General features: G+C 58.0%; 24 protein-coding genes. 17 read left to right on the forward strand and 7 right to left on the reverse strand.

Annotated elements, in window-relative coordinates:
* Positions 1-6: 6 nt before the first annotated feature.
* Positions 7-468 (reverse strand): c-type cytochrome, encoded by a 462-nt coding sequence (locus tag OZ656_RS01380; protein WP_379944900.1) that lies wholly within the window; start codon positions 466-468, stop codon positions 7-9.
* A gap of 134 nt (positions 469-602) precedes the next feature.
* Here OZ656_RS01380 and OZ656_RS01385 point away from each other — a divergent pair, with 134 nt between their 5' ends.
* Positions 603-1028 (forward strand): hotdog fold thioesterase, encoded by a 426-nt coding sequence (locus tag OZ656_RS01385; RefSeq protein ID WP_014420257.1) that lies wholly within the window; start codon positions 603-605, stop codon positions 1026-1028.
* 465 nt (positions 1029-1493) lie between these two features.
* Complete coding sequence (locus tag OZ656_RS01390) at positions 1494-2039, forward strand: ABC transporter substrate-binding protein (RefSeq protein ID WP_278349831.1); 546 nt, start codon at positions 1494-1496, stop codon at positions 2037-2039.
* Between the two features lie 16 nt (positions 2040-2055).
* Here the strand turns inward: OZ656_RS01390 and OZ656_RS01395 are convergent, their stop codons facing one another.
* Positions 2056-3012: a GGDEF domain-containing protein gene (locus OZ656_RS01395; protein WP_278349832.1), complete on the reverse strand. Its 957-nt coding sequence runs from the start codon at positions 3010-3012 to the stop codon at positions 2056-2058.
* Positions 3013-3166: 154 nt separating this feature from the next.
* Here OZ656_RS01395 and OZ656_RS01400 point away from each other — a divergent pair, with 154 nt between their 5' ends.
* Complete coding sequence (locus OZ656_RS01400) at positions 3167-3619, forward strand: YchJ family protein (RefSeq protein ID WP_379944901.1); 453 nt, start codon at positions 3167-3169, stop codon at positions 3617-3619.
* A gap of 5 nt (positions 3620-3624) precedes the next feature.
* Here OZ656_RS01400 and OZ656_RS01405 read toward each other — a convergent pair whose 3' ends face one another.
* Positions 3625-4005: a rhodanese-like domain-containing protein gene (locus OZ656_RS01405; RefSeq protein ID WP_014420261.1), complete on the reverse strand. Its 381-nt coding sequence runs from the start codon at positions 4003-4005 to the stop codon at positions 3625-3627.
* Positions 4006-4149: 144 nt separating this feature from the next.
* On the opposite strand from OZ656_RS01405, the gene rarD reads away from it, so the two are divergent.
* Positions 4150-5046: an EamA family transporter RarD gene (gene rarD, locus OZ656_RS01410; RefSeq protein WP_011783887.1), complete on the forward strand. Its 897-nt coding sequence runs from the start codon at positions 4150-4152 to the stop codon at positions 5044-5046.
* On the forward strand, positions 5043-5300 hold the full coding sequence (locus OZ656_RS01415; RefSeq protein ID WP_041654470.1) for a DUF3565 domain-containing protein: 258 nt from the start codon (positions 5043-5045) through the stop codon (positions 5298-5300). Before rarD ends, OZ656_RS01415 begins: the two co-directional genes overlap by 4 nt.
* Here OZ656_RS01415 and OZ656_RS01420 read toward each other — a convergent pair.
* On the reverse strand, positions 5279-6160 hold the full coding sequence (locus OZ656_RS01420) for a LysR family transcriptional regulator (protein WP_022993354.1): 882 nt from the start codon (positions 6158-6160) through the stop codon (positions 5279-5281). The two genes, OZ656_RS01415 and OZ656_RS01420, sit on opposite strands and share 22 nt — an antisense overlap.
* A 92-nt stretch (positions 6161-6252) precedes the next feature.
* Here OZ656_RS01420 and OZ656_RS01425 point away from each other — a divergent pair, with 92 nt between their 5' ends.
* The gene (locus OZ656_RS01425) at positions 6253-7086 is read left to right on the forward strand and encodes a cation diffusion facilitator family transporter (RefSeq protein ID WP_228285611.1); all 834 of its coding nucleotides are present in this window, start codon (positions 6253-6255) and stop codon (positions 7084-7086) included.
* Here the strand turns inward: OZ656_RS01425 and OZ656_RS01430 are convergent.
* The gene (locus OZ656_RS01430) at positions 7009-8346 is read right to left on the reverse strand and encodes a CHAD domain-containing protein (RefSeq protein WP_379944902.1); all 1338 of its coding nucleotides are present in this window, start codon (positions 8344-8346) and stop codon (positions 7009-7011) included. The two genes, OZ656_RS01425 and OZ656_RS01430, sit on opposite strands and share 78 nt — an antisense overlap.
* Positions 8347-8578: 232 nt before the next feature.
* On the opposite strand from OZ656_RS01430, the gene OZ656_RS01435 reads away from it, so the two are divergent.
* The 11 genes from OZ656_RS01435 (at position 8579) to OZ656_RS01485 (ending at position 21683) form a co-directional block, all read left to right on the forward strand.
* On the forward strand, positions 8579-10255 hold the full coding sequence (locus OZ656_RS01435; RefSeq protein ID WP_379944903.1) for a methyl-accepting chemotaxis protein: 1677 nt from the start codon (positions 8579-8581) through the stop codon (positions 10253-10255).
* A gap of 112 nt (positions 10256-10367) precedes the next feature.
* Entirely contained in the window at positions 10368-11438 is a 1071-nt protein-coding gene (locus OZ656_RS01440; RefSeq protein WP_197535988.1) for a TRAP transporter substrate-binding protein, read from the forward strand.
* A gap of 131 nt (positions 11439-11569) precedes the next feature.
* On the forward strand, positions 11570-12691 hold the full coding sequence (potA, locus tag OZ656_RS01445; RefSeq protein ID WP_153739829.1) for a spermidine/putrescine ABC transporter ATP-binding protein PotA: 1122 nt from the start codon (positions 11570-11572) through the stop codon (positions 12689-12691).
* Positions 12684-13541: a spermidine/putrescine ABC transporter permease PotB gene (gene potB, locus OZ656_RS01450; protein WP_379944904.1), complete on the forward strand. Its 858-nt coding sequence runs from the start codon at positions 12684-12686 to the stop codon at positions 13539-13541. The genes potA and potB overlap by 8 nt, the downstream gene beginning before the upstream one ends.
* Entirely contained in the window at positions 13538-14308 is a 771-nt protein-coding gene (potC, locus tag OZ656_RS01455) for a spermidine/putrescine ABC transporter permease PotC (RefSeq protein WP_011783896.1), read from the forward strand. Before potB ends, potC begins: the two co-directional genes overlap by 4 nt.
* Positions 14305-15345 carry an extracellular solute-binding protein gene (locus tag OZ656_RS01460; RefSeq protein WP_153739830.1) on the forward strand — a complete coding sequence of 347 codons (1041 nt, stop codon included), beginning with the start codon at positions 14305-14307 and terminating at the stop codon, positions 15343-15345. Before potC ends, OZ656_RS01460 begins: the two co-directional genes overlap by 4 nt.
* Before the next feature lie 151 nt (positions 15346-15496).
* A complete protein-coding gene (locus OZ656_RS01465) occupies positions 15497-16570 on the forward strand; it encodes an extracellular solute-binding protein (RefSeq protein ID WP_278349838.1) in 1074 nt (357 codons plus the stop codon).
* 5 nt (positions 16571-16575) lie between these two features.
* Positions 16576-17670: an ABC transporter ATP-binding protein gene (locus tag OZ656_RS01470; RefSeq protein WP_278349839.1), complete on the forward strand. Its 1095-nt coding sequence runs from the start codon at positions 16576-16578 to the stop codon at positions 17668-17670.
* Positions 17667-18527, forward strand: a complete 861-nt coding sequence (locus tag OZ656_RS01475; RefSeq protein ID WP_278349840.1) for an ABC transporter permease — start codon at positions 17667-17669, stop codon at positions 18525-18527. Before OZ656_RS01470 ends, OZ656_RS01475 begins: the two co-directional genes overlap by 4 nt.
* Before the next feature lie 4 nt (positions 18528-18531).
* Positions 18532-19380, forward strand: coding sequence for an ABC transporter permease (locus OZ656_RS01480; protein ID WP_011783901.1), 849 nt, complete (start codon positions 18532-18534; stop codon positions 19378-19380).
* A 101-nt stretch (positions 19381-19481) separates the two neighbouring features.
* Positions 19482-21683, forward strand: coding sequence for a diguanylate cyclase (locus OZ656_RS01485; protein ID WP_379944905.1), 2202 nt, complete (start codon positions 19482-19484; stop codon positions 21681-21683).
* 2 nt (positions 21684-21685) lie between these two features.
* On the opposite strand, the gene OZ656_RS01490 is transcribed toward OZ656_RS01485, so the two are convergent.
* Positions 21686-23098 carry a sodium:alanine symporter family protein gene (locus tag OZ656_RS01490; protein WP_153739835.1) on the reverse strand — a complete coding sequence of 471 codons (1413 nt, stop codon included), beginning with the start codon at positions 23096-23098 and terminating at the stop codon, positions 21686-21688.
* Positions 23099-23247: 149 nt separating this feature from the next.
* Positions 23248-23691, reverse strand: coding sequence for a universal stress protein (locus OZ656_RS01495; RefSeq protein WP_011783904.1), 444 nt, complete (start codon positions 23689-23691; stop codon positions 23248-23250).
* Positions 23692-23693 lie beyond the last annotated feature (2 nt).

Raw genomic sequence — 23693 nt, forward strand, 5'->3', positions numbered from 1 at the left:
CTTGGCCTACTTGGCGCGGAAGTTGTCGTGGCAAGCCTTGCAGGTTTCACCGACTTTGGCGAACTGGCGTGCAATCGCGGCTTGGTCGCCGGCTGCAGCCAGTTCCTGCAGTGCGTTGGCTTCACGGACGAAGCTGACCGCAATTTCCTGAACCTTCATCGGCTCCTCAAAGAAGCTGGGCTTGAGGCGGGTGTTCTCGGCCCGGTCATTGGCGCTGTCACGGCTGTAAAGCACGCTCATGCCGGAGTTGGCCACGGCTGCAATGGCTTTGGCGGCTGCGGCAACCTGGTTCTGGTCAAACGCTGCGGAGCCATCCACGGTCTGGGCCTTGATTTTGCCCATGTTCCAGGACGCAAACTGGTAGGCGGCCTGGCGGGTTTCGATCTGGTCTTCCACGCTCATCTGGGCCACGGTCGGGGTTGAGATCGCGGCCGCAAGCACCGCAACGGAAACAAAACGTTTATTCATTCCAGGTCCCTCTCTTGGTGTGATTGGTGATAATGCAAAAATGCTCTATAAAGGCGTGGTTATAAGCATGCTACCTGTATAGACTCATTCCTGACAGCTATAAGAAACGAAAGTTCAATCTGAGGAGTTGCACGATGTCGATCTGGACGGTTACCCCTAATCTTGAGCAAATGACAGAGGCCAGCAAAAACACCGCGGTCAGTCATATGGGCATTGAATACCTCGAAATCGGTGACGATTATGTGAAAGGCCGGATGCCGGTGGATGAGCGCACGGTTCAGCCATTCGGGATCCTGCATGGTGGTTCCTCCGTCGTGTTGGCGGAAACGCTGGGCAGCATGGCTGCCAACTGTTGCCTGAAAGATAAAAATACGGTCGCGGTGGGGCTGGATATTAATGCCAATCATATTCGGCCTGTTACCGGGGGATGGGTCTATGGCACGGCGAAGGCCATACACATCGGCAGTGCAACGCAAGTATGGGAAATCCGCCTGGAAAACGATCAAGGGAAGGTGACCTGCATTTCCAGGTTGACCATGGCGGTAACCCGCCGCTCGTAAGAAAACAGGGAGCGATGGCTCCCTGATTCCGACCTTGCGCGTCGATTTGCGAAATAAGCTCGCCATCCTTGATTAATATCAAAAGAAAATCGTTTGCCGGGACTGTCGCCCTGCTATACTTAAAATAGTTGAGGATGTTAACTAAATGCCATGAGGTTATTCCTCACGGGAAGGTTTCACTGTGCTGAAAATTCGTTGTAACAGGGTGTCTTCGAAAGCGCACAGGTTCTGGTATGCGTCGCTCTTTTTGCTATGCGCATCCTTTGGTCTGCGAGCGGCCCCTTTGTCTGAGTGTTCAACGCTGAGAGTGAGTGGTAATCCGGAGTATCCGCCTCTCCTATGGCCGAGCGTGGAGTCGCCGGATCTTTTAAATGGCGCGGTTCCTCATTTCCTGCGGGAGTTGGTGGAGCCTCTGGGTATCAAGGTCAATGTCCGCAACATTGGGTCCTGGGCGCGGTACAGCGGTTGGCAGAGTTGGGGGAGATCGAGCTGGTGGCCGGGGCCTTTATCACGGCAGAAAGATTGGGCTACCTGGATTATATTCTGCCGCCCATGATGCACCTCGATACCAATGTCTGGGTGCCGCGGCGAAGGATGTTTGAGTATCGGCACTGGCCGGACCTGGAGGGGAAACAAGGCAGCACCCTGATCGACAACAGTTTCGGTGAGCGGTTCGACAGCTTTGCCGCCGATCACCTGGATATCCTCGGCGTCCGCTCCATTCACCAGTCCTACCTGATGGCCGATATCGGTCGTATCGATTATGTACTGTACGAGTTGTTGCAGGGGCGGGCGAAGCTGGCCCGGTATGGCATGTCGGATGACTTTGTGGCGCTGGAGCCCCCTGTGAGCAGAGAAGGCCTGTTCTTCGCGTTTCCGAAACTTTCCCGCTGCAATAGCAAAGCCTTGCGAGAGGCTTTTGCGGCCAGGTTGCTGGAGTTGACGGAGCAGAGCAGGCTGGAAGAGTTGATTGAAGAGTATCTCATCCGGTATACCGAGGAGGGCCGTTAGCGAGGCCTTCCTGGGTTTAGGTGGCCAGTGTCACTCTGCTTCTTCCTTTGGCCTTGGACTGGTACATGGCCTCGTCTGCCCGACACATCAGATCTTCCAGTCTGCGGTCGCCGTTTCCCAGGCTACTGATTCCGATACTTGCCGACGGCGAGATTCTGCTTTTCTCGTAAGACACCACCAGATTACAAAGCAAGGCCAGCAAGCGGCTCGCCAACACGTGTGCCATCGTCATGTCGGTGTCCGGTAGCAGAATGGCGAATTCCTCTCCGCCCATTCTGGCCACAATATCGCAATCCCGAATCCGGGCTTTCAGTAGCCCGCTGACCTGCTTCAACACTTCATCGCCCGCTTGGTGACCGTAGGTATCGTTGATGATCTTGAAGTGATCCAGATCCATCATGACCAGAGTCAGTGGTGTCTGATGCCTGGCAGACTGGTTCAGCAGTTGCTCTCCGAACTCGAAGAACGCGCGTCGGTTATGCAGCCCGGTAAGTTCATCCTCCAGCGCTGCTGCCCTGGCTTTTTCGTGGGCTGCCCGCAGCTCCAGCTCCATCTGTTTACGTTCGGTAATATCAGTGGCAATCTCCAACCTCACCAGGCGGCCATCGGTCCAGCGGATCGCCTGGTCACGGCACTGGTACCATCGTTGGTCCAGTTGATTCTGGAACTCCCAGACATGGGGTTTGTTGGGCTCGCCCTGATCATTGACCAGCAGGTGATTGGTGCAGAAGCTGCACGGGCCGTCACCGTCCTGAAGCACTTGCCAGCATTTTCGGTTGCCAATGTCACCCCAGATCTGCCGGCCGTAAGCGTTCATGTACAGCAGATCGTGTGTTGTAAAATCGGAGACGTACACCAGGGCATCCAGATTATCGAGCACGGCCTGAAGACCGTCCGGGGGTGTCTCCTCGGTGGCTGGCGGTGTCTGATCCCGGTAAACGGGCAGATTCAGTGACGGAATGCCGGATTTCATGGGGTGTACGCTGTCTGCTTTTTATTCAGTTTAATTTCCAGTATGGCGTTTGTCATACGATGCTGTCTGCAAAAGTGTGTACGGTTTGCGGACATTACCTATGTCGGCCGGGATTGGCTGATGAAATGTTTGAATCATGAGGATGTGGAAAGCCATGAATCGTTTCGGGGAAAACTGCCCTTGCGGTAGCGGAGAAACTTACCTGCTGTGTTGTCAGCCCTGCCATGCAGGCGCGCCAGCCACCACGCCGGAGGCGTTGATGCGTTCCCGGTTCAGTGCCTTTGTGGTGAAAGATGCCGATTATCTGCTGGCAACCTGGCATCCGGAGACCAGGCCGGTTGAACTGGATCTTTCCGGCTCACCGGAATGGGTTTCGCTGCAGGTACTCTCCTCCAGTGCCGGTGTTGACACGGGCCGGGTTCACTTCCGGGCGGTCTATCGTGCCGGTTCTGCTTGGGGCTATCTGGAGGAGCAGTCAGACTTCAGCAAAGAGAATGGCTGCTGGTTCTATCGTGAGGGCAAAACCAGCGAGGGAGTGCTGAAGCCCGGCCGAAACGACCGCTGCCCCTGTGGCAGTGGCCGCAAGTTCAAGGCCTGTTGCCTCTAAACGTTCTATTCGAACTTCGGCAGATCCGGCTGAGCGACCTCTTTACCCGCTTCCAGCCAGGCGTCAAAGCCGCCTTCAATGGATTGCACGTTCATATAGCCCATCTCTTTCAGCGCTTTGGCGCTGAGTGCTGCACGGCCTGATGTTTTGCAGTAGAGCACAATTTTCATCTGCCGGTTCTCCAGCGCGGGGTCGTTGGTGAACTTGAATTCGAGCATGCCCCGGGAAATATTCACGGCGCCCGGAATATGGCTGGAGCGGTATTCATCGGCGTCCCGCACATCCAGCAGCAAATCGGCATTTTTAATGGCCGCCTCGGCGTTGGCCAGCGGCACCTCCTGAATCTCTTTTTTGGCTTCGGCAACAAGGTCGTGTGCAGTCTTCATGGCAGTTCCCTTTGAGCGTGGGTGTGTCTTTTCAGGTTAAGGCATTTACCACGGGCGAGTCACCTATAGGTTGTCTGTGACTAAGGCATGAGCCTTTGGCTAGCGGGTTTGTGCTAGATTGACGGGCCTGACAATGAGGAAGCTATGAAACCGCTGAATGACACCACCAAAGGCGTGGTCTACGGGTTAGGTGCCTACACCCTGTGGGGAAGCTTTCCCCTGTATTTTGCCCTGTTCAAGGGGATCCCTTCCTGGGAGGTGCTGATTCATCGGGTGATCTGGTCCTGCCTGTTTCTGGCCGTGGTCATCTCGATACTCAAGCGCTGGCCGCCGGTGGTGGCGGCACTGCGACAGCCGCGCCGGCTGGGGTATGTGCTGGGTTGTGCCGTGTTTATTGCCTTGAACTGGGGTATCTATATTTATGCCGTGGAAACCCGCCATGTGTTACAGGCCAGTCTGGGCTATTTCCTGACGCCGTTGGTAAATGTGGCCATGGGGCTGCTGATCCTGGGTGAGCGTATTTCCCGGCTGCAGGCTGCGGCGGTGGGTCTGGCGGCGGTTGCGATTCTCTATCAGCTGTTGCTGCTGGGCGAGCTGCCGTGGATTACGCTGGTACTGGCGTTCAGCTTCGGCACCTATGGCCTGATGCGCAAGAAAGTGGAACTTGATGGTCTTTCCGGTCTGTTTGTTGAAACGCTGTTATTGCTGCCGTTGGGCCTGCTGACCCTGGCCTGGCTGTCGTCGCAGGGGCTGTCACACTTTTCGGACAGCACCTACAGTGCATTGCTACTGGCCTCCAGTGGCGCCGTGACCGCCATCCCGCTGCTGGCCTTTGCCGGGGCTGCGCGCCGTTTGAAGCTGTCAACCGTGGGCTTTCTTATGTACATCAACCCCACAATCCAGTTCCTGATCGCGCTGTATATCTTCCATGAGCCGCTCAGCACGGCCAAACTGGTGAGCTTTGTGATGATCTGGGTGGCGTTGGCGATATACTCGTGGTCGGCCTGGGTGGGCCGATCGAACAGAGAGGCTTCGGCATGAAACACCCCATCAGCGGCTATCACAAAGACGATGAAAACCACTGGGTAGCGCAGCTGGCGTGCGGTCATAACCAGCACGTGCGCCATGATCCGCCCTGGGTAAACCGGCCCTGGGTTGTCACGGTGGAAGGCCGGCAATCCATGTTGGGAGTTGAGCTGGATTGCCGGAAATGCGATGACCATGCGCCAGCGGATGTCCGTCCGGATAGTCCGGAAGGACCTCAGTCTCCCAATCAGGCCAGGGTTTCCAGATAGGCTTCCAGTTCGTTGGCGAGCCAGCCCACCACGGCGCCCCCTTGCGCCTGCTCCGACTCCAGCGCACTGAACACTTTCCACCAGCGGGCGCTGCGGTGGTGGATGGTTTTCAGCTGTTCCTTGCGCAATGCCTCAGCAATCAGGGGTAAGGGTAAATCCGCCCAGCCGGCGCCATCAATCACCGCATCACGCATCAGTTCGTATTGAGTAAAGGCGAGGTAGTTGGCGGTTTCCGGGGATTCGGCCACCAGTTGGGCATCGAGCATGTAGGCCAGGGTGATTTCCGTGTGGCTGACCAGGTCGTCCTGAGTGACCCTTTTCAGTTGGCTCAGGGGGTGGTCCGGAGCTGCCACGGTGAGCATGCGCACATCAGCCAGTTCCCGAAACCATTGATAACCTTCGTTCAGCAATTCCGGCATCAGGCCATAGGCCACATCCACGGACTGGTTGCGAACCAGCGGCGCCAGTTCCCGGGGCGAGGCCAGGTAAACCGACAGGCTGGTCTGGGGGAAGCGTTGTTTCAGCCGGCGCAGAATGTCGCGCCAGATATCTTCCGGAATGGCATCGTCCCGGGCAATGCGCAGGACCGATTCGGCACCACTCAGGTGGTGCTGGCAGCGAGCCCTGATCTGGCTGGCAACCTGGTCGAATCGGCGGCAGTCGGTCAGGATGGACTGGCCGATGGCCGTCAGGTGCAGTTGATTGCCGCTGCGTTCAAACAGCTCCACCCCCAGTTCATCCTCCAGGGACGCCAGCACGGTACTGACGGTGGTGCGGCTGCGGTTCAGCTCCCGGGCTGCCGCGGCCACGCTGCCGTTGCGCACAACCGAGAGGAAGGTCTTGATCTGTGACGTTTTCATGGTTTGCTCTTTGCGACGGATTTTCCGTCGCTCAGCGACTCACACCTGTTGAATGATGCCGCTAATATGGCAGCAATTCTCAGGAGGTCAAAATGTTTACTTCTCTGGCGCGGGAAAACCTGGCGCTGACATTATCAGCAGTGGGCGCGGGCCTGTTTGCGCTCGCCGGTATTACCTGGGGTCTTTGGGTCGATTCCCTGGTTATTCTCTTCGATGGTGCCTATTCCCTGATCAGCCTCGGGTTGTCGCTCCTGTCACTCTATGCCGCCCGTCTGGTGCGCAGGCCGGCCAATGACGATTACCCATTCGGGATGGGGGCCGTGGAGCCTTTGGTGATCGCCGTGAAAGGTCTGGTGATTGCGGTGGTGTGTATCTTGTCGCTGGTATCGGCGGTGGTGTCGCTGCTTCAGGGTGGTCGTGCCGTGGCGGCGGACATGGCAATGATCTTTGGTGCGGTGAACGTGGTGGGGTGCCTGGCGGTCTGGGCGTATCTACGGTGGTCAACTCTGCGCAATGGTTCGGGGCTGGTGCAGGCGGAACAGCGCCAGTGGCTGATGGACAGTGCCCTAAGCGCTGCCGTAATGATTGGTTTTGGCGCGGCCTGGCTGCTGGAACGCAGTCATTGGGCGGAGCTGGCCGTGTATGCCGACCCGGTAATGATGCTGGTGATTTCGGTCTACTTCATGACGGTGCCTGTGAAGATGGTTCTGGAATCAGTTCGGGAGCTGTTGCTGGCGGCGCCCAAAGAGGATGCGCTCGAAGACATCCATGAAACGCTGGAAGATCTGGGTCTGAATCCGGAACAGGTCCGGGTGGCCAAGCTCGGCCCGAACCTTCTTCTTGAGGCCTCAGACGTTCAGCCCTCCCATAGCCAGTATTTGCCTGCGGGTATTGGCTTTCTCTTGCTCAAGTTTGCCAGTCAGTGACACCCCGTCGCACTCCGGATGGTCGGCGAGGAATCGCCGGGTCAGCTCGATCTGGACATGCAGATCCTGGAAACGGCCGTACAGATCCTGTCGCTGGCGTAGCTCTTTCCGGAATGGCTTGCTGTACCGGGCATCCAGTTCCAGAAGATAGCGGATACGCTTGAGGTTCTTGCGCAGCTGGTGCAGGGCTTCATCCGGAGCGGTGTGCAGCAGTTCTGCGGTTTTCCGGTTGAACTGCTTCATGCGCCGGTTTGTCGCGGCATGGATGTCTTTTTTCCGCAGGTTTGCAGCCAGCTTATGAAAAGATTTTGACTCAATATAGTCTCGCCAGCGCGACAGGCTTTGCTGGTAGCGTTTCTGGCCAAGGCGTTTGGCCAGTTTGCGTTGTGCTTTAGATGCCCTGAGCCGCGCCGAGTCGGTCAGCGTGGTGCAGAGTTGTGGGTTGTCGTGGCACAGCTCGGGGATATCCTGAAGAAATACGTGCAGATCCCGCAGGGCGCTGGTGGCACGGGCATGTCGCTTCAGTTCGCGAATATGCTCCTGTAGTTGGCGATCGCCGGTAATCTCGGCCAGGGGTTCGGCAATGGCCCGGCTGCGGCGAAGGGCAATGCGGTACTGGTGCAGAAATTCGTCATCCAGCCCCAGAATGACCCCCGGGGTCAGCAGTTCCAACTGATTGTTCAGCTGCTGCAAAACCTCCGGGAGTGTGTTCTGGTCCAGATCAGTGGCGCCGGGACTGGCTTTTCGGTTCTTGCGCCGGAATTCGTTGTAACTGAAATCACGAGGCGTCAGGAAGGTTTCCAGTGCACCCTTGTTTTTGTCCACTTTCTTCCAGTGCCTTACCGGCAGCCGGATCTCCAGGATACTGGCGGTTGGCAATTCGAACGGAGCCTGGGGTACCAGAAAGGCGGCCAGTTCGAGTAATGCCGGGTTGTGGCCGATGAGGGTGATGCGGTTCTGAGCGTTATCCAGATTCTGCAGCCAGCGTAATAGACGCCGGAAGTCGAAGGTGTAAAGCTCATCTTCGGTGCGGACATGGGCCGGCTGGTCGTTGACGCTGAGTGCACCTGCCAGCGTTTGCTGGGCTCGCACAGCGGGGCTTGCATAAATGGCACCGGACAGCGCGCCCAGGCATTTCATTGCCCGCGCGAGCGGCGCAAGCTGGCTTTGGCCTCTGTCATTCAGTGGGCGTTCCTGGTCGCAGAGGCTGTCGTCGTTCCAGCTCGATTTGGCGTGGCGGATAAGAAAAAGCCGTTTCATGCATGCTTGCTCATGAGCTGAATGTTCAGACCTTAGTCTGACACAGCCTCAAGTCGTTTACATGACGGCCGATACGTATTTAGACGTATGACGCTGATATGACGGGCTTGTTTACATAAAAACCTGTTCCTGACCTGCGTTTGGTATACAGCTTTTAACAAACTGCAACGGAGTGCGGGCTGCGTTTGTGCATAATCAAAGGATTACAAGAAATGACCCCGGAGCGAAGACCATGACCTTCATGAGCAACCTGACCATCAGAACACGGCTTCTGATTGGTGTATTGGTGCCTGTACTGATTACGGCTGGAACAATTGCATGGATTACGGCGAACCAGATCCGGGCCAATGGAGAGGCAGAGTTGCAACGCCTCGAGCAGGAACTGTTGGAAGCGCGCAAGGAAGGTTTGAAAAATCTGGTTGAAACCGCGAAATCCGTGGTGCTTGAGGCCAAGTCCACTCCCGGTTTTTCGGAGCAGGAGACGCAGGAAGAGGCGCGAGAGCGGTTGCGGTCAATCAAGTTCGGTCAGAATAACTATGTCTTCGCCTACGATCGCAGTCTGTTCAATCTCGCCTATGCACCGGACCCCTCCAAGGAAGGCCCGACTACCAATCCGAACACCCAAAAGCTGGTTCGCGGGTTGTTTGACGCGGCAGGTGACGATGGCTTCATGCCTTATGAGTGGACCAACCCTGCTACCGGCCAGGTGGAACCGAAAGTCTCCTACTCCACTATCATTCAGGGCTGGGACTGGATGATAGGTTCCGGCGTGTATGTAACCGATGTTCAGAGAGCGGTGGCCGCTGCCCGGCAAGAAATTGATGCAACCATGACATCTGCTATGGGCTTCATTTTACTGCTGACCATTGTGGTGGTGGTGATTTCACTGGTAATCGGGTTGGTCATTGGCCGCACCGTGACTGCGCCGCTGAACAAGGTCAGCGACATGATGCGGGAGATTGCCGACGGAGAGGGCGACCTGCGCCAGCGCCTGCCGGAAGATGGTAAAGATGAGCTGGCCGTTCTGGGTCGCCGCTTCAACCATTTTGTCATCAAGATTCAGGACACCATCCGTGAGGTCGGCTCAACCACCGACCAGGTGGCGTCGGCAGCTGAAGAACTCAGCAGGGTGGCGAATGAAACCCGTCAATCGGTTCAGGAACAGGGTTCAGAAACCGACCAGATTGCTTCGGCCATCAACGAAATGGCGGCAACGATTCAGCAGATTTCCGGCAACGCCAATGAGGTGGAAGGCGCAGCTTCCGATGCGGACCGCATGGCCAAAGAGGGTGGCGAGACCATCAACAGTGCCCAGGGCGCGGTCAATCAGCTGTCCCAGGAAATGGAAGATACCGCCCGCAGCATCAATGCCCTGGCCGAGAAGTCGAACGATATTCAGCAGGTGCTGGATGTGATTCACGCGGTTACCGAGCAGACCAACCTGCTGGCCCTGAACGCTGCCATTGAGGCAGCCCGGGCCGGCGAGCACGGTCGCGGCTTCTCGGTGGTTGCCGACGAAGTGCGCCAGCTGGCCAAGCGGTCAGCGGAATCGGCTGATCAGATCCGGGAAATGATTGATGGCTTTGTGGCGGAGTCCAAAGCTTCGGTGGAGCGCATGAACAACTCCCGCAAGAGTTCAGAAGCGACCGTTGAGCGCATCAATCACGCCACCAGTGCACTGAACACCATCGTGACGTCAGTGACCCAGATCCACGATCAGGTGACTCAGATTGCGACGGCCGCTGAACAGCAGAGCCAGGTGGCAGAAGAGATCAATCAGAACGTGGTGCGGATTGTCGACGCGGCCCAGCGCAGTGACACCGGCGTGACCCAGACCAATGAGGCCAGCCACGAACTGGCCCGGCTGGGGGAGAATCTGCGCGAGCTGGTTGGCCAGTTCAAGGTCTGATTACCCTCATAAGAAAGCCGGCCCGCCACATTGGCGCGGTCGGCTTTCGTCGTTATGATGGTTCATTCCGGCATGTTTGAATCAAAAATCGATAACAATGGAAGCCAACACTATGTCCCTGCGTAAAACCCTGCTGGCGGCGGTCAGCACTCTTGGCCTGCTGGCCAGTCCTTTCGCGGTCTCTGAAGAAACCTATACCCTGCGTCTCGCGGAAACCTGGGGTCCCAATTCTGGCCTGCTGGGGGATGCGCCCCGCAACATGGCGGCCATGGCCGAGGAAATGTCGGGCGGCCGCCTGAAGATCCGGATTGATTCCTCCAACAAGCACAAGGCCCCTTTCGGTATTTTCGATCTGGTCCGTAACGGCCAGTACGACATGGGCCACACCGCCTCTTATTACTACAAGGGCACCATTCCCAACGCCATGTACTTCACCACCATACCCTTCGGCATGATTGCACCGGAGATGTATGCCTGGTTCTACCACGACGACGGCATGGAGTTGATGCAGAAGGTATATGAACCCTTCGGGCTGCTGTCCTTCCCGGGTGGCAACACGGCCAATCAGATGGGTGGCTGGTTCCGGAAAGAGATCAAGTCTCTGGAGGACCTGAAAGGCCTGAAAATGCGCACCCCCGGCTTTGCCGGCGAGGTTATGTCGGAAGTGGGCGTGGCGGTCACCAACCTGCCGCCGGGCGAGCTGTATACCGCGCTTGAGCGCAACACCATCGATGCCGTTGAATGGGTTGGCCCGGCGCTGGATCTGCAGATGGGCTTTCATCAGATTGCCAAGTATTACTACTCCGGCTGGCAGGAGCCCAATGCCGAAGTGCAGTTCCTGATCAACAAGAAAACCTGGGACAAGCTGCCGGCTGATCTGCAGGCCATCCTGCGGGTCTCCATGCGTACCGCAGCGTATGACATGTATATCCAGAGCACCCACGAAAGCGGTGTGGCGTGGGAGAAGATGAAGCAGGAATACCCGGATGTGACCCACAAGGTGTTTCCACCGGAAGTTATTACTGCCCTGCGAGAAACCACCAATCGCCTGTTGGATGAATTTGCCGAGAAAGACGAACTGGCGAACGAAATCATCACCTCACAGCGTGAATACCTTAAGCAGGTGCGCCCCTGGACCAATATTTCGGACAAGGCGTATCTGAACAGTGTCGCGGAGCAGTAAAAACGCTGCGTGACAATCGGGCCTGATAAGGCTGGAAAACAGGAGGGGCGTGGTCAGGGAATATCCCGACGCCCCTTTTTGTTTGCGTCTGTTTCTGGAAAAATACGCCGCTCAAACTTTGGGCAGGGCCGATGAAACAGACACTGCTATCTCTGAGCAATCTCACCAAACAGTTCGACGGCAAAAAAGTGCTGGATTCACTGAATCTGGACATTTTTGACGGCGAGTTCATTACCCTCCTGGGACCTTCCGGTTGCGGCAAGACCACCTTGTTGCGGATGATGGCGGGTTTCGAGCATCCGGATGACGGCACCATCGCGCTGGGCGATCAGGACTTGACTCACACCCCGCCGGAACACCGGCCGCTGAACACGGTCTTCCAGAACTACGCGCTGTTTCCTCACATGTCGGTCTTCGACAACGTGGCCTATGGCCTGAAAATGGAGAAACGGCCAAAGCAGGAAATCCGGGATCGGGTCGAGGATGCCCTGGCCATGGTCCAGCTTGAGGACTTCGCCCGGCGCAAGCCGCATCAGTTGTCCGGTGGCCAGCAACAGCGGGTGGCCATTGCCCGTGCGGTGGTCAAGCGCCCGAAGGTACTGCTGCTGGATGAGCCGTTGTCGGCGCTGGACTACAAATTGCGCCGCACCATGCAGGTGGAGCTCAAACGCCTGCAGCGGGAGCTGGGCATCACCTTTGTGTTTGTCACCCACGATCAGGAAGAAGCCCTGTCCATGTCTGACCGGGTGGTGGTGCTGAAAGATGGCCTGATCCAGCAACTGGGGACGCCGCGGGAAGTCTACGAGCGACCGGCTAACCTGTTTACCGCCCGCTTTGTCGGTGAAACCAACTTCTTCCCGGGCCGGGTGGACAAAGCCAACGGCGACGACACGATCACCGTGGATGTGTTCGGCCTGAAACGTACCTTCCGCAAGCCGGATTTCCCGGTCTCCGGTGGCCAGTCTCTGCATGTGCTGTTGCGCCCCGAGGATATCCGGGTACTGGCGCCGGACGATGAGGATGGTGTGGCTGGCAAGATTGTAGAGCGTAACTACAAGGGCAGTACCCTGGATTCGGTGATTCATCTTGAGGATGGCACCGAGGTGCTGGCGTCGGAATTCTTCGACGAAGACGACCCTACCTTCGACTATCGCCTTGGCGAGCCGGTCAAAGTGAGCTGGGTTGATGGCTGGGAATGGCTGTTACCCACAGAGCCGGAAGCTCTGCCAGAGGAAGAAGGCACCGATGCGTAGCCTGACACAGCAGCCGTTCCGTACGGCGGTGCTGGTGCTGGTTTGGGGCTGGTTGCTGTTTCTGGTGCTGACCCCCAACCTGCTGGTGGTCGGTGCCAGTGTAATGACCCGGGACCCGGGCTCCTTCATTTCGCTGCCGCTGACCCTGGATGCCTACCGGCAACTGCTCAATCCGCTGTACCTGGAAGTGTTCCTGCACTCCCTGTATATGGCGGCCATGACGACGCTGGTGTGTCTGCTGATCGGCTACCCGTTTGCGTGGGCGTTGTCCAAGGTCGGCAAACGCAATCAGGTGCTGCTGATCTTCCTGCTTATCGTGCCGTTCTGGACCAATTCCCTGGTGCGAACCTACGCCCTGAAGTTGATCCTGGCCACCAATGGCCTGCTCAACAACGCGCTGATGTCGCTCGGGGTGATCGAGGAGCCCATGCAGCTGCTGTATACCGAAGGAGCCGTGATTATCGGGCTGGTGTATCTGTTGTTGCCGTTCATGATCCTGCCGCTCTACTCGGTGTTTGAAGACCTGCGGGAGGACTACCTGAGGGCGTCGCACGATCTGGGCGCGGGGCGCCTGTCCACGTTTATCCATGTGATCGTGCCGCTGACCCTGCCGGGGGTGCTGGCGGGCATCATGCTGGTGCTGTTGCCGGCCATGGGGTTGTTCTTTGTGCCTGATATTCTGGGCGGTTCCCGCAACCTGCTGGTGGGTAACGTCATCAAGAACCAGTTTCTGGATGCCCGCAACTGGCCCTTTGGTGCCGCTGCCAGCATCCTGCTGACCCTGGCCATGGCGTTCCTGATGTTCGCCCACCGCCTGAGTAAACGGCGGATCGGGGAGGACTGTGTATGAATCGCTGGCTGCCCCGCACCTACCTGACGCTGGTGTATCTGCTGCTTTACGTGCCTATCGTGGTACTGGTGGTATTCTCCTTCAACGATTCCCGCACCGGTTACGAATGGGGTGGCCTGAGCCTGCGCTGGTACGAAGCCCTGTTGAACAACCGGGCCATGGTGCAGGCCATGTGGAATTCCCTTTGGCTGGCGCTCTCCGCGGCCACTGTGTCGACGTTGATCGGCGCGCTCACCGCACTGGCACTGCACCGATACCGGTTCCGGGGCAAGAAAGTTCTCAATGGCATGCTGTTTGTAGTGATGATGTCGCCGGAAATTGTCCTGGCGATTTCGCTGCTGGCGCTGTTTCTGCTGGTGGGGCTGCAGCTGGGGTATGTATCCCTGTTGCTGGCTCACGTTACCTTCTGCCTGCCGTTTGTGGTCATCACCGTGATGGCTCGGCTCAGCGGGTTTGACGAACGCCTGCCGGAGGCGGCCCGGGATCTGGGCGCCAACGATTTCACCATGACCCGCACGGTCCTGATTCCGGTGATCATGCCGGCCCTGCTGGCGGGCTGGCTGCTGGGGTTTACACTGTCACTGGACGACGTGGTGGTCAGTACGTTTGTCAGTGGCCCGAGTTATGAAATTCTGCCGTTGCGCATCTATTCCATGGTGCGGGTGGGCCTGAAGCCCGAAGTGAATGCCCTTGGCACCCTGCTACTGGTATTCTCACTGGTCATGTTGATCTTGTCTCAATGGATACTGTTAAGGAGCAAACGATGAAGAAACTGGCACTGGCCGGCCTGCTGGCGGTGGGCCTGACTGGCTGCAGTGGTTCTGAGGAGCCCAAGGTTCTGAACCTGTACAACTGGTCTGAGTACATGCCCCAGGAAGTTCTGGATCGCTTTACTGAGGAAACTGGTATCCAGGTGGTCTACACCACCTACGACAGCAACGAAGCCATGTATGCCCGGCTGAAACTGCTGGATGAGAGCGCCGCCTACGACCTGGCCGTGCCCTCCACCTACTACGTGAGCAAGATGCGGCAGGAAGACCTGCTGATGCCCATCGATCGCAGCAAGATCGAAGGCTTTGACCAGCTGGACCCGGAACTGGTGAACCTGGATATCGACCCGGACAACCAGTACAGCGTGCCATACCTGTGGGGTACTACCGGCATTGCCGTGGACACCGCCGATGTGGAAGGCGAAGTGACAGCCTGGGCGGACCTGTGGGATGAGCGCTTTGAAGGCCGGGTCATGCTGACCAACGACATGCGTGAAGTGTTCCACGTTGGCCTGCGGGTGCTGGGTTACTCCGGTAACAGCACTGACCCGAAGGAAATCGAGGAAGCCTACGAGAAGCTGACCGAGCTGATGCCCTCTGTGCGCACCTTCAATTCGGATGCCCCCCGCATGCCGTACCTGGAAGGTGAAACCGACGTGGGCATGATCTGGAACGGCGAAGCCGTCATGGGCCGCGATACTCTGGATTCCCTGGAATACGTGTATCCGGAAGAAGGCATCATCGCCTGGCTGGACAGCTTCGTGATTCCCAAGAACGCCAAGAACCCGGAAGCCGCTCACCAGTTCATCAGCTTTGTGCTGCAGCCGGAAATCTCGGCCCTGATCAGCGAAGAGATCGGCTACGCCACACCCAACCTGGCGGCCCGGGATCTGCTGGATGACGCCGTTGCGAACGACCGGGCCAGCTACCCCAACGCCACCGACATGATCAATGCCGAGTTCCAGACCGACATTGGCGACGAGGCGCTGCAGGTGTATGCCAAATACTGGGAAATGTTGAAGTCCGGTCAGTAACCGGAAGAGCATCATGAACCTGGAAAACGGAGGCTTCGGCCTCCGTTTTTTATTGTCCAGGTTTCACTAAACTGAAATACATGGTCTATAACTTCCTGATAACAAAACCTTAGCGAGTTCGCATAACACCGTTTCAGGGGAATGAACGACCATGGCACTGCGCAAGACACGGATATCAGCACTGGCCACCCTGCTGGCCGCAACCACAGCTTCCGGCAACCTGTTGGCGGAAGAACTTCGCCTGATTACCTGGGGAGGCTACGCCCCGGATGAGGTGGTCGCCCAGTTCGAGGAAGAAACCGGAATTGATGTAAAGATCACCTTGTCCAACAACGAGGACATGATCTCCAAGCTTCGGGCCACCGGCGGCGCCGGTTTTGATCTGGCCCAGCCGAGCCAGGATCGTATCGTGGGCGTACAGCGCCAGTTCAACATCTACAAGCCCATTGATTATAGCCGCATCAATACCGGCCAGTTGCAGGCGTCGATGGTGAAGGCGACTCAGGAGTCGACGGCTCTGGATGGTCAATCTTACGGTGTGCCCTCGGTCTGGGGGACCAGTGGCCTGATTGTGCACAGTTCCGTCGCGGACACCGTTACCGATTACACCGACCTGTGTGACCCGGCAGTGGCTGGCAAAGTGAGTTACCGCCTGAAGCGGCCGACGCTGATCGGCTTTGCCTTCGCCATGGGCATGGATCCATTTGCGGCCTATGAAGACCGGGACGAGTACCAGTCCATCCTGGCGAAAGTGGAAGACAAACTGATCGACTGCAAAGACAACGTGAAAACCTACTGGACCGGTGGCGACCAACTGCTGTCGCTGCTTCGTACCGGAGAAGTGACCGCTGCCATGGCCTGGGATGCCGGCGGCTGGAAGCTGAATGCGGAGAACCCGGACATCCGCTTTGTGGCGCCGGAATCCGGAGCCCTGGGCTGGATTGATACCTTTGCCATCCCGCGCCGCAGCGAGAACGAAGAAGCCGCCTACAAGTGGATCAACTTTGTGATGCAGCCGGAAATTGCGGCCAAAATCACCAATGCCTCCGGCAACTTCACGGCCTCCAAAGGCGCCGATGAGTTTGTGAGCGCTGAGCTGCGGGATGCCTATCGCCTGAGCTTCGATGAAGAAGCCATCAACAACATCAAATGGTATCCGCCGGTACCGCCGGGGCTGGAAGCCATGGAAGGGCAGGTGCTGGATCGCGTCCAGGCAGCCAACTGATCCTTATGGCAACAGAGTCTGACCTGTCCTGCAGCGGACTGGTCCGCCGCTTTGGTAATAACGCGGCGGTGGACCATGTGTCGCTGGATGTTCCTGCGGGCACCTTTTTTTCCATTCTGGGGCCGTCGGGGTGTGGCAAGACCACCCTGCTGCGGCTGCTGGCAGGCTTCGACAAGCCGGATGAAGGGGATATCTTCATTCGCGGCCAGCGCATGAATGAGGTGCCGCCTAACAAGCGCCCGGTGAACATGGTGTTCCAGCACCTGGCGCTGTTCCCCACCATGTCCGTCGGTGACAACATTGGCTATGGCCTGAAACGCAAGAAGGTGCCCGCGGCCGAGCGCCGCAAGCGGATTGCACGGGTGCTGGAACAGGTGGGGCTGCCGGAACTGGAGAATCGCAATCCCCAGGAATTGTCGGGTGGCCAGCGCCAGCGCGTGGCCCTGGCCCGCTGCCTGGTGCTCGAACCCACCTTGTTGTTGCTGGATGAGCCTCTCGGTGCCCTGGATCTGAAACTTCGGGAGCAGATGAAGGTGGAGCTCAAACACCTGCAAAAGCAATTTGGCACCACCTTTGTGTACATCACCCATGACCAGTCCGAAGCCATGGTGATGTCGGATCAGGTGGCGGTGATGAAAAATGGCCGCTTCGAGCAGGTGGCGCCGCCGGAGGAGCTTTACCGGCAGCCGGCAACGCCGTTTGTCGCGGGGTTTGTCGGCGACAACAATCGCCTGGCGGGGACGGTGGTGTCCGTGGCCGATGATGTGGCGGCTGTTCGTCTGAGCGATGGTGCGGTGGTACGCGGTCGGGCTGCATCGGCGGGCCTGGCACCTGGTGCCCAGGCAGAATTGTACATTCGGCCGGAATCATTGTCGTTTTCGCAAACGGCTGCGGTCGCGGGTTCCTCCTCACTGCAGACCCGAGTCCGGACCACGCTGTTTGATGGCGCCAACAGCCGGGTTGAAGTCGAAAGCAATGGCCAGGCACTATTTGCACGACTCCCCCAGGACGGCTCGGCGCCGGCGCTGACGCAGGACGGCCACCTTGAGCTGTCGTGGGATCCGGACCTGGCCCGGGTATTTGGAGCTGCGCACCAGTGAATAGCTCGGTTAGCCGTTTCTCGCTGTGGCTGTTACTGGCGCCTTTCCTGCTCTGGATAGTGCTATTGGTGCTGGTGCCCCATCTGCAGATGTTGCGGGTGTCGTTCCAGGTACGGGAAAGCTGGGATACCCTGGCCTGGGGGCTGGAGCAGTACCAGAATTTCTTCAGTGAATCCTACTACTGGCGTACCTTCGTGCGTACCGGGCTCATGTCCCTGTTCACCACCTTCCTCACCCTGCTGATTGCCTTTCCCATTGCCTGGTACATTGCCCGCCTGGCCCGAGGGAGGAGCAAGGGTATTCTATTCCTGGCTTGCCTGATCCCGTTCTGGGCCAGCGAGTTGGTGCGTACTTACGGCTGGATGATCCTGTTGCGGGAGAGCGGCCTGTTCAGTTCCTGGCTGCAGGCGCTGGGCTGGGTGGATGGCCCGGTGGAGATGCTCTACAACGATGTCGCGGTGATCATCGGCCTGGTCTACAACGGCCTGCTGTTTATGGTGGTGCCGCTGGTGACCACGCTTGACGGCATGGACGAGAACCTGGTTGAGGCCGGCTACGATCTGGGCGGCGGCCACGCTACCGTGCTGCGTGAGGTGGTGATTCCCTGGGCCATGCCGGGCATTGTTTCCGGCTGTATTGTGGTGTTCATGCTCACCCTGGGCAGTTACCTCACGCCGATTCTGATGGGGGGCAAAGACAGTGCCTGGTTTACCCAGCAGATTTTCACCCAGTTCATCACCCGGTTTAACTGGGAGCAGGGGGCGGCTTTGGGGGTCTTGCTACTGGTATTGTCGTCGCTGCTGGTCTGGCTGGGCCTGAAGCTGACCGGCCAATCCCTGCGCAAGGTTATGGGGTGATGTCATGATCCGTTCTGTACCCCGTTCCCGGTTGTTTGATGCCCTTTACCTGAGCTATCTGTTGGCCTTCTTCCTGTACCTGGCGTTGCCTTTGCTGGTGACGGCCGTGTTCGCATTCAACGACTCGCCGTTCCCGTCATTACCGTGGCAGGGTTTTACCCTGGACTGGTATCTGGCCGACGGAACCGACGGGCGTACCGGGTTGTTTCACGACGACGGATTGCTCAGTGCGCTCTGGGTCAGTACCAAAATTGCGTTCTGGGTGACGCTGGTCAGTGTGGGGCTTGGCTGCGTGAATGCAGTATTGTTCGAGCGGGTGGAGTTTCGTGGCAAGGAGCTGCTGTATCTGTTGATGCTGCTGCCGCTGGTGATTCCGGGCGTGATTCTCGGGGTATCCATTCTGGTGTTCTACAGTGGCATGGCCAACGATGTCTCCCGCTTGTGGGGTATCGAGCTGGACTTGTTTCGGCCGGGGCTGACATTGGTGGTGATGGGGCAGGTCACCTTCATTACCACCCTGGCTACTCTGGTGATTGCGGCCAGGCTGCGCAAATTCGACCGACAGCTGGAAGAGGCTGCCCTCAATCTGGGTGCCACGCCGCTTGTGGCGTGGTTCACGGTTACCCTGCCGTGGCTGCTTCCCTCCATCCTCGGGGCCGCGGCAATGGCGTTTTTGATGTCCTTCGAGAACTTCAATACCACGGTCATGCTCACCGGTAGTGATACCCCGCTCACCGTGGCCCTGTTCAATCGTCTGCGGGAAGGCTCAACGCCGGTGTTGAACGCGGTGGCGCTGTTTCTGATGCTGGTGTCTGCGTTGCTTGCGCTGTTTACCCTCCGACAAAAAAGTTGAGAAAGTTCTGTATCTGGCGTTTACGGTTTATACTGGAACGATCACTCCTGAAAGCGGGTTCTGCTTTGCACGCGTCCACTTGTCGCATCAGATTTCTGCTGGTGATCATCGCCCTCGGGGTCTGTCTGTCCCAGCCTGGATTTGCCGCTATCCAGCCGGTGGATGAAGGGTGGCAGTATCGCTGGGGAGATTCCCCGTTTTTGCCTGATGGCACGCCATTGTGGATCCTTGAAGACTCTCCACAACACTGGCACGACATTGGTTTTCCATCGAACCCTCCTGGCCGCGATGGTCGTGAGCATGCCTGGTTCAGGGTGCAATTGCCGGAAGGTAGCTGGTACCAGCCTGTCCTTTATGTTTATAGCGTCGACATCATTGTGCAGGCCTGGTTTCGGGGTGAATTGCTCTATCAATATGGCACCTTTGACCAAGAGGGAAGGGGCCGTTTTGAGGGATGGCCCTGGCATGAAATACGGCTACCCGAGGATTATCAGGGAGAGACGCTCTATTTCCGGATATTCTCGAATTACACCGACATAGGGTTATGGGGGGAGGTCGGGATTACCGATCATGCCGATCTGACGGTATACCTCCTCGGGGGAGCTGCTGAGGAACTGGTAGTCTCGGCATTGTCGGCTCTGATAGCTTTTCTGGCTCTGGTGTTCGCCGTAATCCAAAGGGGCCAGCGCAGTTTCGCCAGCATTGCTCTGTTTTCATTCCTGACCTCGGTGATGCTGTTGGCTGAGAGCCAGGCGAGCTTGTTGATTGCTTACAAACCTTTGTTGTGGGACTACCTCGCGGCCGGCTCTTACTACCTGATTCCTATGGCGTTGGCCTTGTTGTTGCGGCAATGGCTGGGCGCTGCGCGCCCGGCGCTGATCAGCTGGCTGGTGTGGATTCATCTTGGATTGGCGGTGAGCGCCCTGGCCCTGGCGTTGGTCGGCGCGGTCGACCTTTCGTCGACCTTCCCGGTGTTTGATGTGTTGCTTCTGGTCTCCCTGGTGTTGATGGCTGGGGCTGTATTGCCTCGCTTCTGCGTGCTGTTCCGGGAGCAGCAGGTGCTGGTGGTGGCCTGTGGTGTGCTGGCCGTGCTGCTGATCGTCGATATGGCCGTTGCTCACGGGTTCCTGCCCTGGGGCCGGGTGCCGGTGAGCTGGGGCGCGCTGGGTTTCTCGCTGGCGGTGGTCAGCATTTCGGTCTGGCACTACGGCAAGACCCAGAAAGAGCTCCAGCAACTGAACATCCGGCTGGAACAGAAGGTTCAGGAGCGCACCGCCCGCGCTGAGTCACTGGCAGAAAGGGAAGTTGCCCGGGCCCGGTTGCTGGCACTGGAAAGCAAGAAAAGCCAGAAGCTGGCGGATGTCATTGCTGCCCTGCAGGATTGCGCCGGCATTGAGGAAGCCTTCGAGCCCCTGTTAAGAGCCATGCCGGAACTCTACCTGCCCATGACCGGTTGCTTTTATCGAAGAGGCGTCGATGGGCATTACGACCGCGTGGTTCACTGGGGCAGCGCCCCGGAGGACGTGTTCCCGGCGTCACTGGGGTCGAATCTTTCTGCCCTGACTGAAACCGTACTGCCGGTGCGTAGCTACGATTTACCGGCTCAAATGTGTTTCTTCCTGCGGGTAGAGTCTGCCCGCTCCGGCAATCGGCCTGAAGGGGTGTTGATGCTGGAGCGCCCGGATCTGCCGCCAGTGGTGAAAGACTATGGCATCGCACGGGTGATTGCCTGGGTATACCAGTCGGTTGAGAAAATTGGCATTACCTTGTCTGGTCTGGCCTTGCGGGCTGAATTGCAACGATTCTCCTATGAGGACAGTCTGACCGGCCTGAAAAATCGTCGCTACTTTGATGAACTCTTTCGCCATGAGCGGGAAGTGTCGGCCAGATCCGACAGGCCGCTTTGCCTGCTGATCTTCGATATCGACCACTTCAAACAGTTCAATGACTGCCACGGCCACGAGGCCGGCGATCAGGCGCTAAGAATGGTCGGTGACGTGCTCGGTACCTACTTTCGCGGCAGTGATACCGTATGTCGTTACGGCGGTGAGGAGTTTGCGGTGCTGATGCCGGGGGCATCCCTTGAGGAAGCCCGTCAGCGGGCCGAGCAGTTGCGGGCGGCCATTGCAGCCGAGCAGGTGGAGCATCGGAATGAAAACCTGGGCAGCCTGACCATTTCAGCCGGTATTGCCTGCTGGCCGGAAAACTGCGCGGAGTATGACGAGCTGTTCCGGGCCGCCGACAAGGCGCTCTATCAGGCCAAGGAAGCGGGCCGCAACCGAGTAGTTGCGGCCACGCTCTGACATCAATGCCAGATATTGCTGTCGATCTTTTCGTGCAGCTCAGGATAGTCCTTGGACTTGAAGTGCGGCACCAGGCCTTCCTTGCGCTGAGCCAGGTAGTCTTTGGTCAGTTTCACAACCGTGCCGGACAACAGAACGATAGCAATCAGGTTGATGGTGGCCATCAGCCCCATGGATGCGTCCGCCGCATTGAATACCGTGACCACCGCTTCGTAGCCACCCCAGATCACCATGCCCAGCGCAGCGAGCCGCAACAGGGTCAAGCCCAGAGTGTTGCCACCGCGCAGGTAGATCAAAGCGTTCTCGGCGTAGGTGTAGTTGGCGACAATGGAGGTGAAGGCGAAGAACAGAATCGCGATGGCGATAAAGTAGCCCCCGAACTCACCCAGGTGTACTTCCATGGCCTGTTGGGTCAACTGGGTGCCGGTCACACCGGAACCCGGCTCCAGAACGCCTGCCAACAGGATCATCACGGCGGTCGCCGTACAGACAATGATGGTATCGATAAAGACACCGAATGCCTGAACCAGACCCTGTGAAGAGGGATGGTGCGGAGCCGGGGTTGCGGTCGCGGCAATGTTGGGTGCCGAGCCCATACCGGCTTCGTTGGAGAACAGGCCGCGTTTGATGCCATTCAGCATGGCAGCGGTAACGGAGCCTGCCGCGCCGCCGGCGGCCTCTTCCAGGCCAAAAGCACTTTTTACGATCAGCGCCAGAATGCCCGGGACTTCGGTAATGTTCAGGGCCATCACGCCCAGCGCCAGGAGTACGTAGGCGCCGGCCATGAACGGCACGACAAACTCAGCGAAGCGAACGATCTTGCGCAGACCGCCAAAGATGACAATGCCGGCAAAAGCCGCGATGACCACGCCGACACCCAGCTTGGGCGCACCAAAGGCGCCCTGCATGGCATCGGCAATGGAGTTGGCCTGTACGGCGTTGAAAACCAGGCCGAAGGAGATAATCAGGCAGACCGCGAAAATGGCCGCGGCCCAGGGCGCTTTCAGGCCTTTGGCAATGTACACCGCCGGGCCTCCCCGGTACTGGCCCTTGCCGTCGCGAACCTTGTACAGCTGGGCCAGAGTGCTTTCAGCGTAACCGGTGGCCATACCGACGAGGGCTACCATCCACATCCAGAAAATGGCACCGGCGCCGCCCAGGTACAGGGCAACCGCAACCCCGGCAAGGTTACCGGTACCCACCCGGGAAGCCAGGCTGGTGCACAGGGCCTGGAACGGAGAAATCCCGTGTACATCGCTTTCCCGGGAGCCACGGATGGCGCGGACCATTTCGCCGAAATTGACGAACTGAAGGAAGCCCAGACGGATGGTAAAGAATACACCGACGGCAAGCAGGCCATAGACGAGGACATAGCCCCAGAGGATCGAGTTGAGAAAATCAACAATTGCAGTCATGGCTAGACGCCTTGTGATTTGTGAATGAGAAGTAATCCGAGGCGAGGCAGTCTAGCACGGTGAAAAATCAAGCAGACTGCGGAAATCCGTGATTGCCGGACAGCAAGGAATATGCTGTCCGGCGGTACTGCGGGGAGGGTTTCGCCGGTTCAGACCACCAGCACCGGGCACTTGGCCTGGGAGGCAACCCGGTGCGAGACGCTGCCCAGAAAGGTGCCATCCTTGTCGCTGTTGGTGCCCTTGGTGCCCACTACAATCAGGTCGGCCTCCTTGTCCTGGGCAAATTTCACAATCACCTTCGAGGGCCGGCCGGCTTTGACGAAACCGCGTACCTTGGTGGCGCCATGCTCCTTGGCCAGCTCCTTGGCGTGGTTCACTACGCCTTTGGCATACTCAGACAGCACCTTGTCCGGGATGTCCATGTCGTCGGGCCTTCCGATAGACAACGACGCCTCAAACAGGCTGTGATGCTTGTACACACAGAGGATGTAGATCTCGGCGTCCGGGATCAGTTTCTGCAGTTCAATGGCTTTATCCAGTGCCTTGAGTGAGGTTTTGGAACCATCCACAGCGGCCAGAATCCGTTTAAACATGT

It is taken from the genome of Marinobacter sp. LM1 (assembly GCF_042763285.1).
Classification (GTDB): domain Bacteria; phylum Pseudomonadota; class Gammaproteobacteria; order Pseudomonadales; family Oleiphilaceae; genus Marinobacter; species Marinobacter nauticus.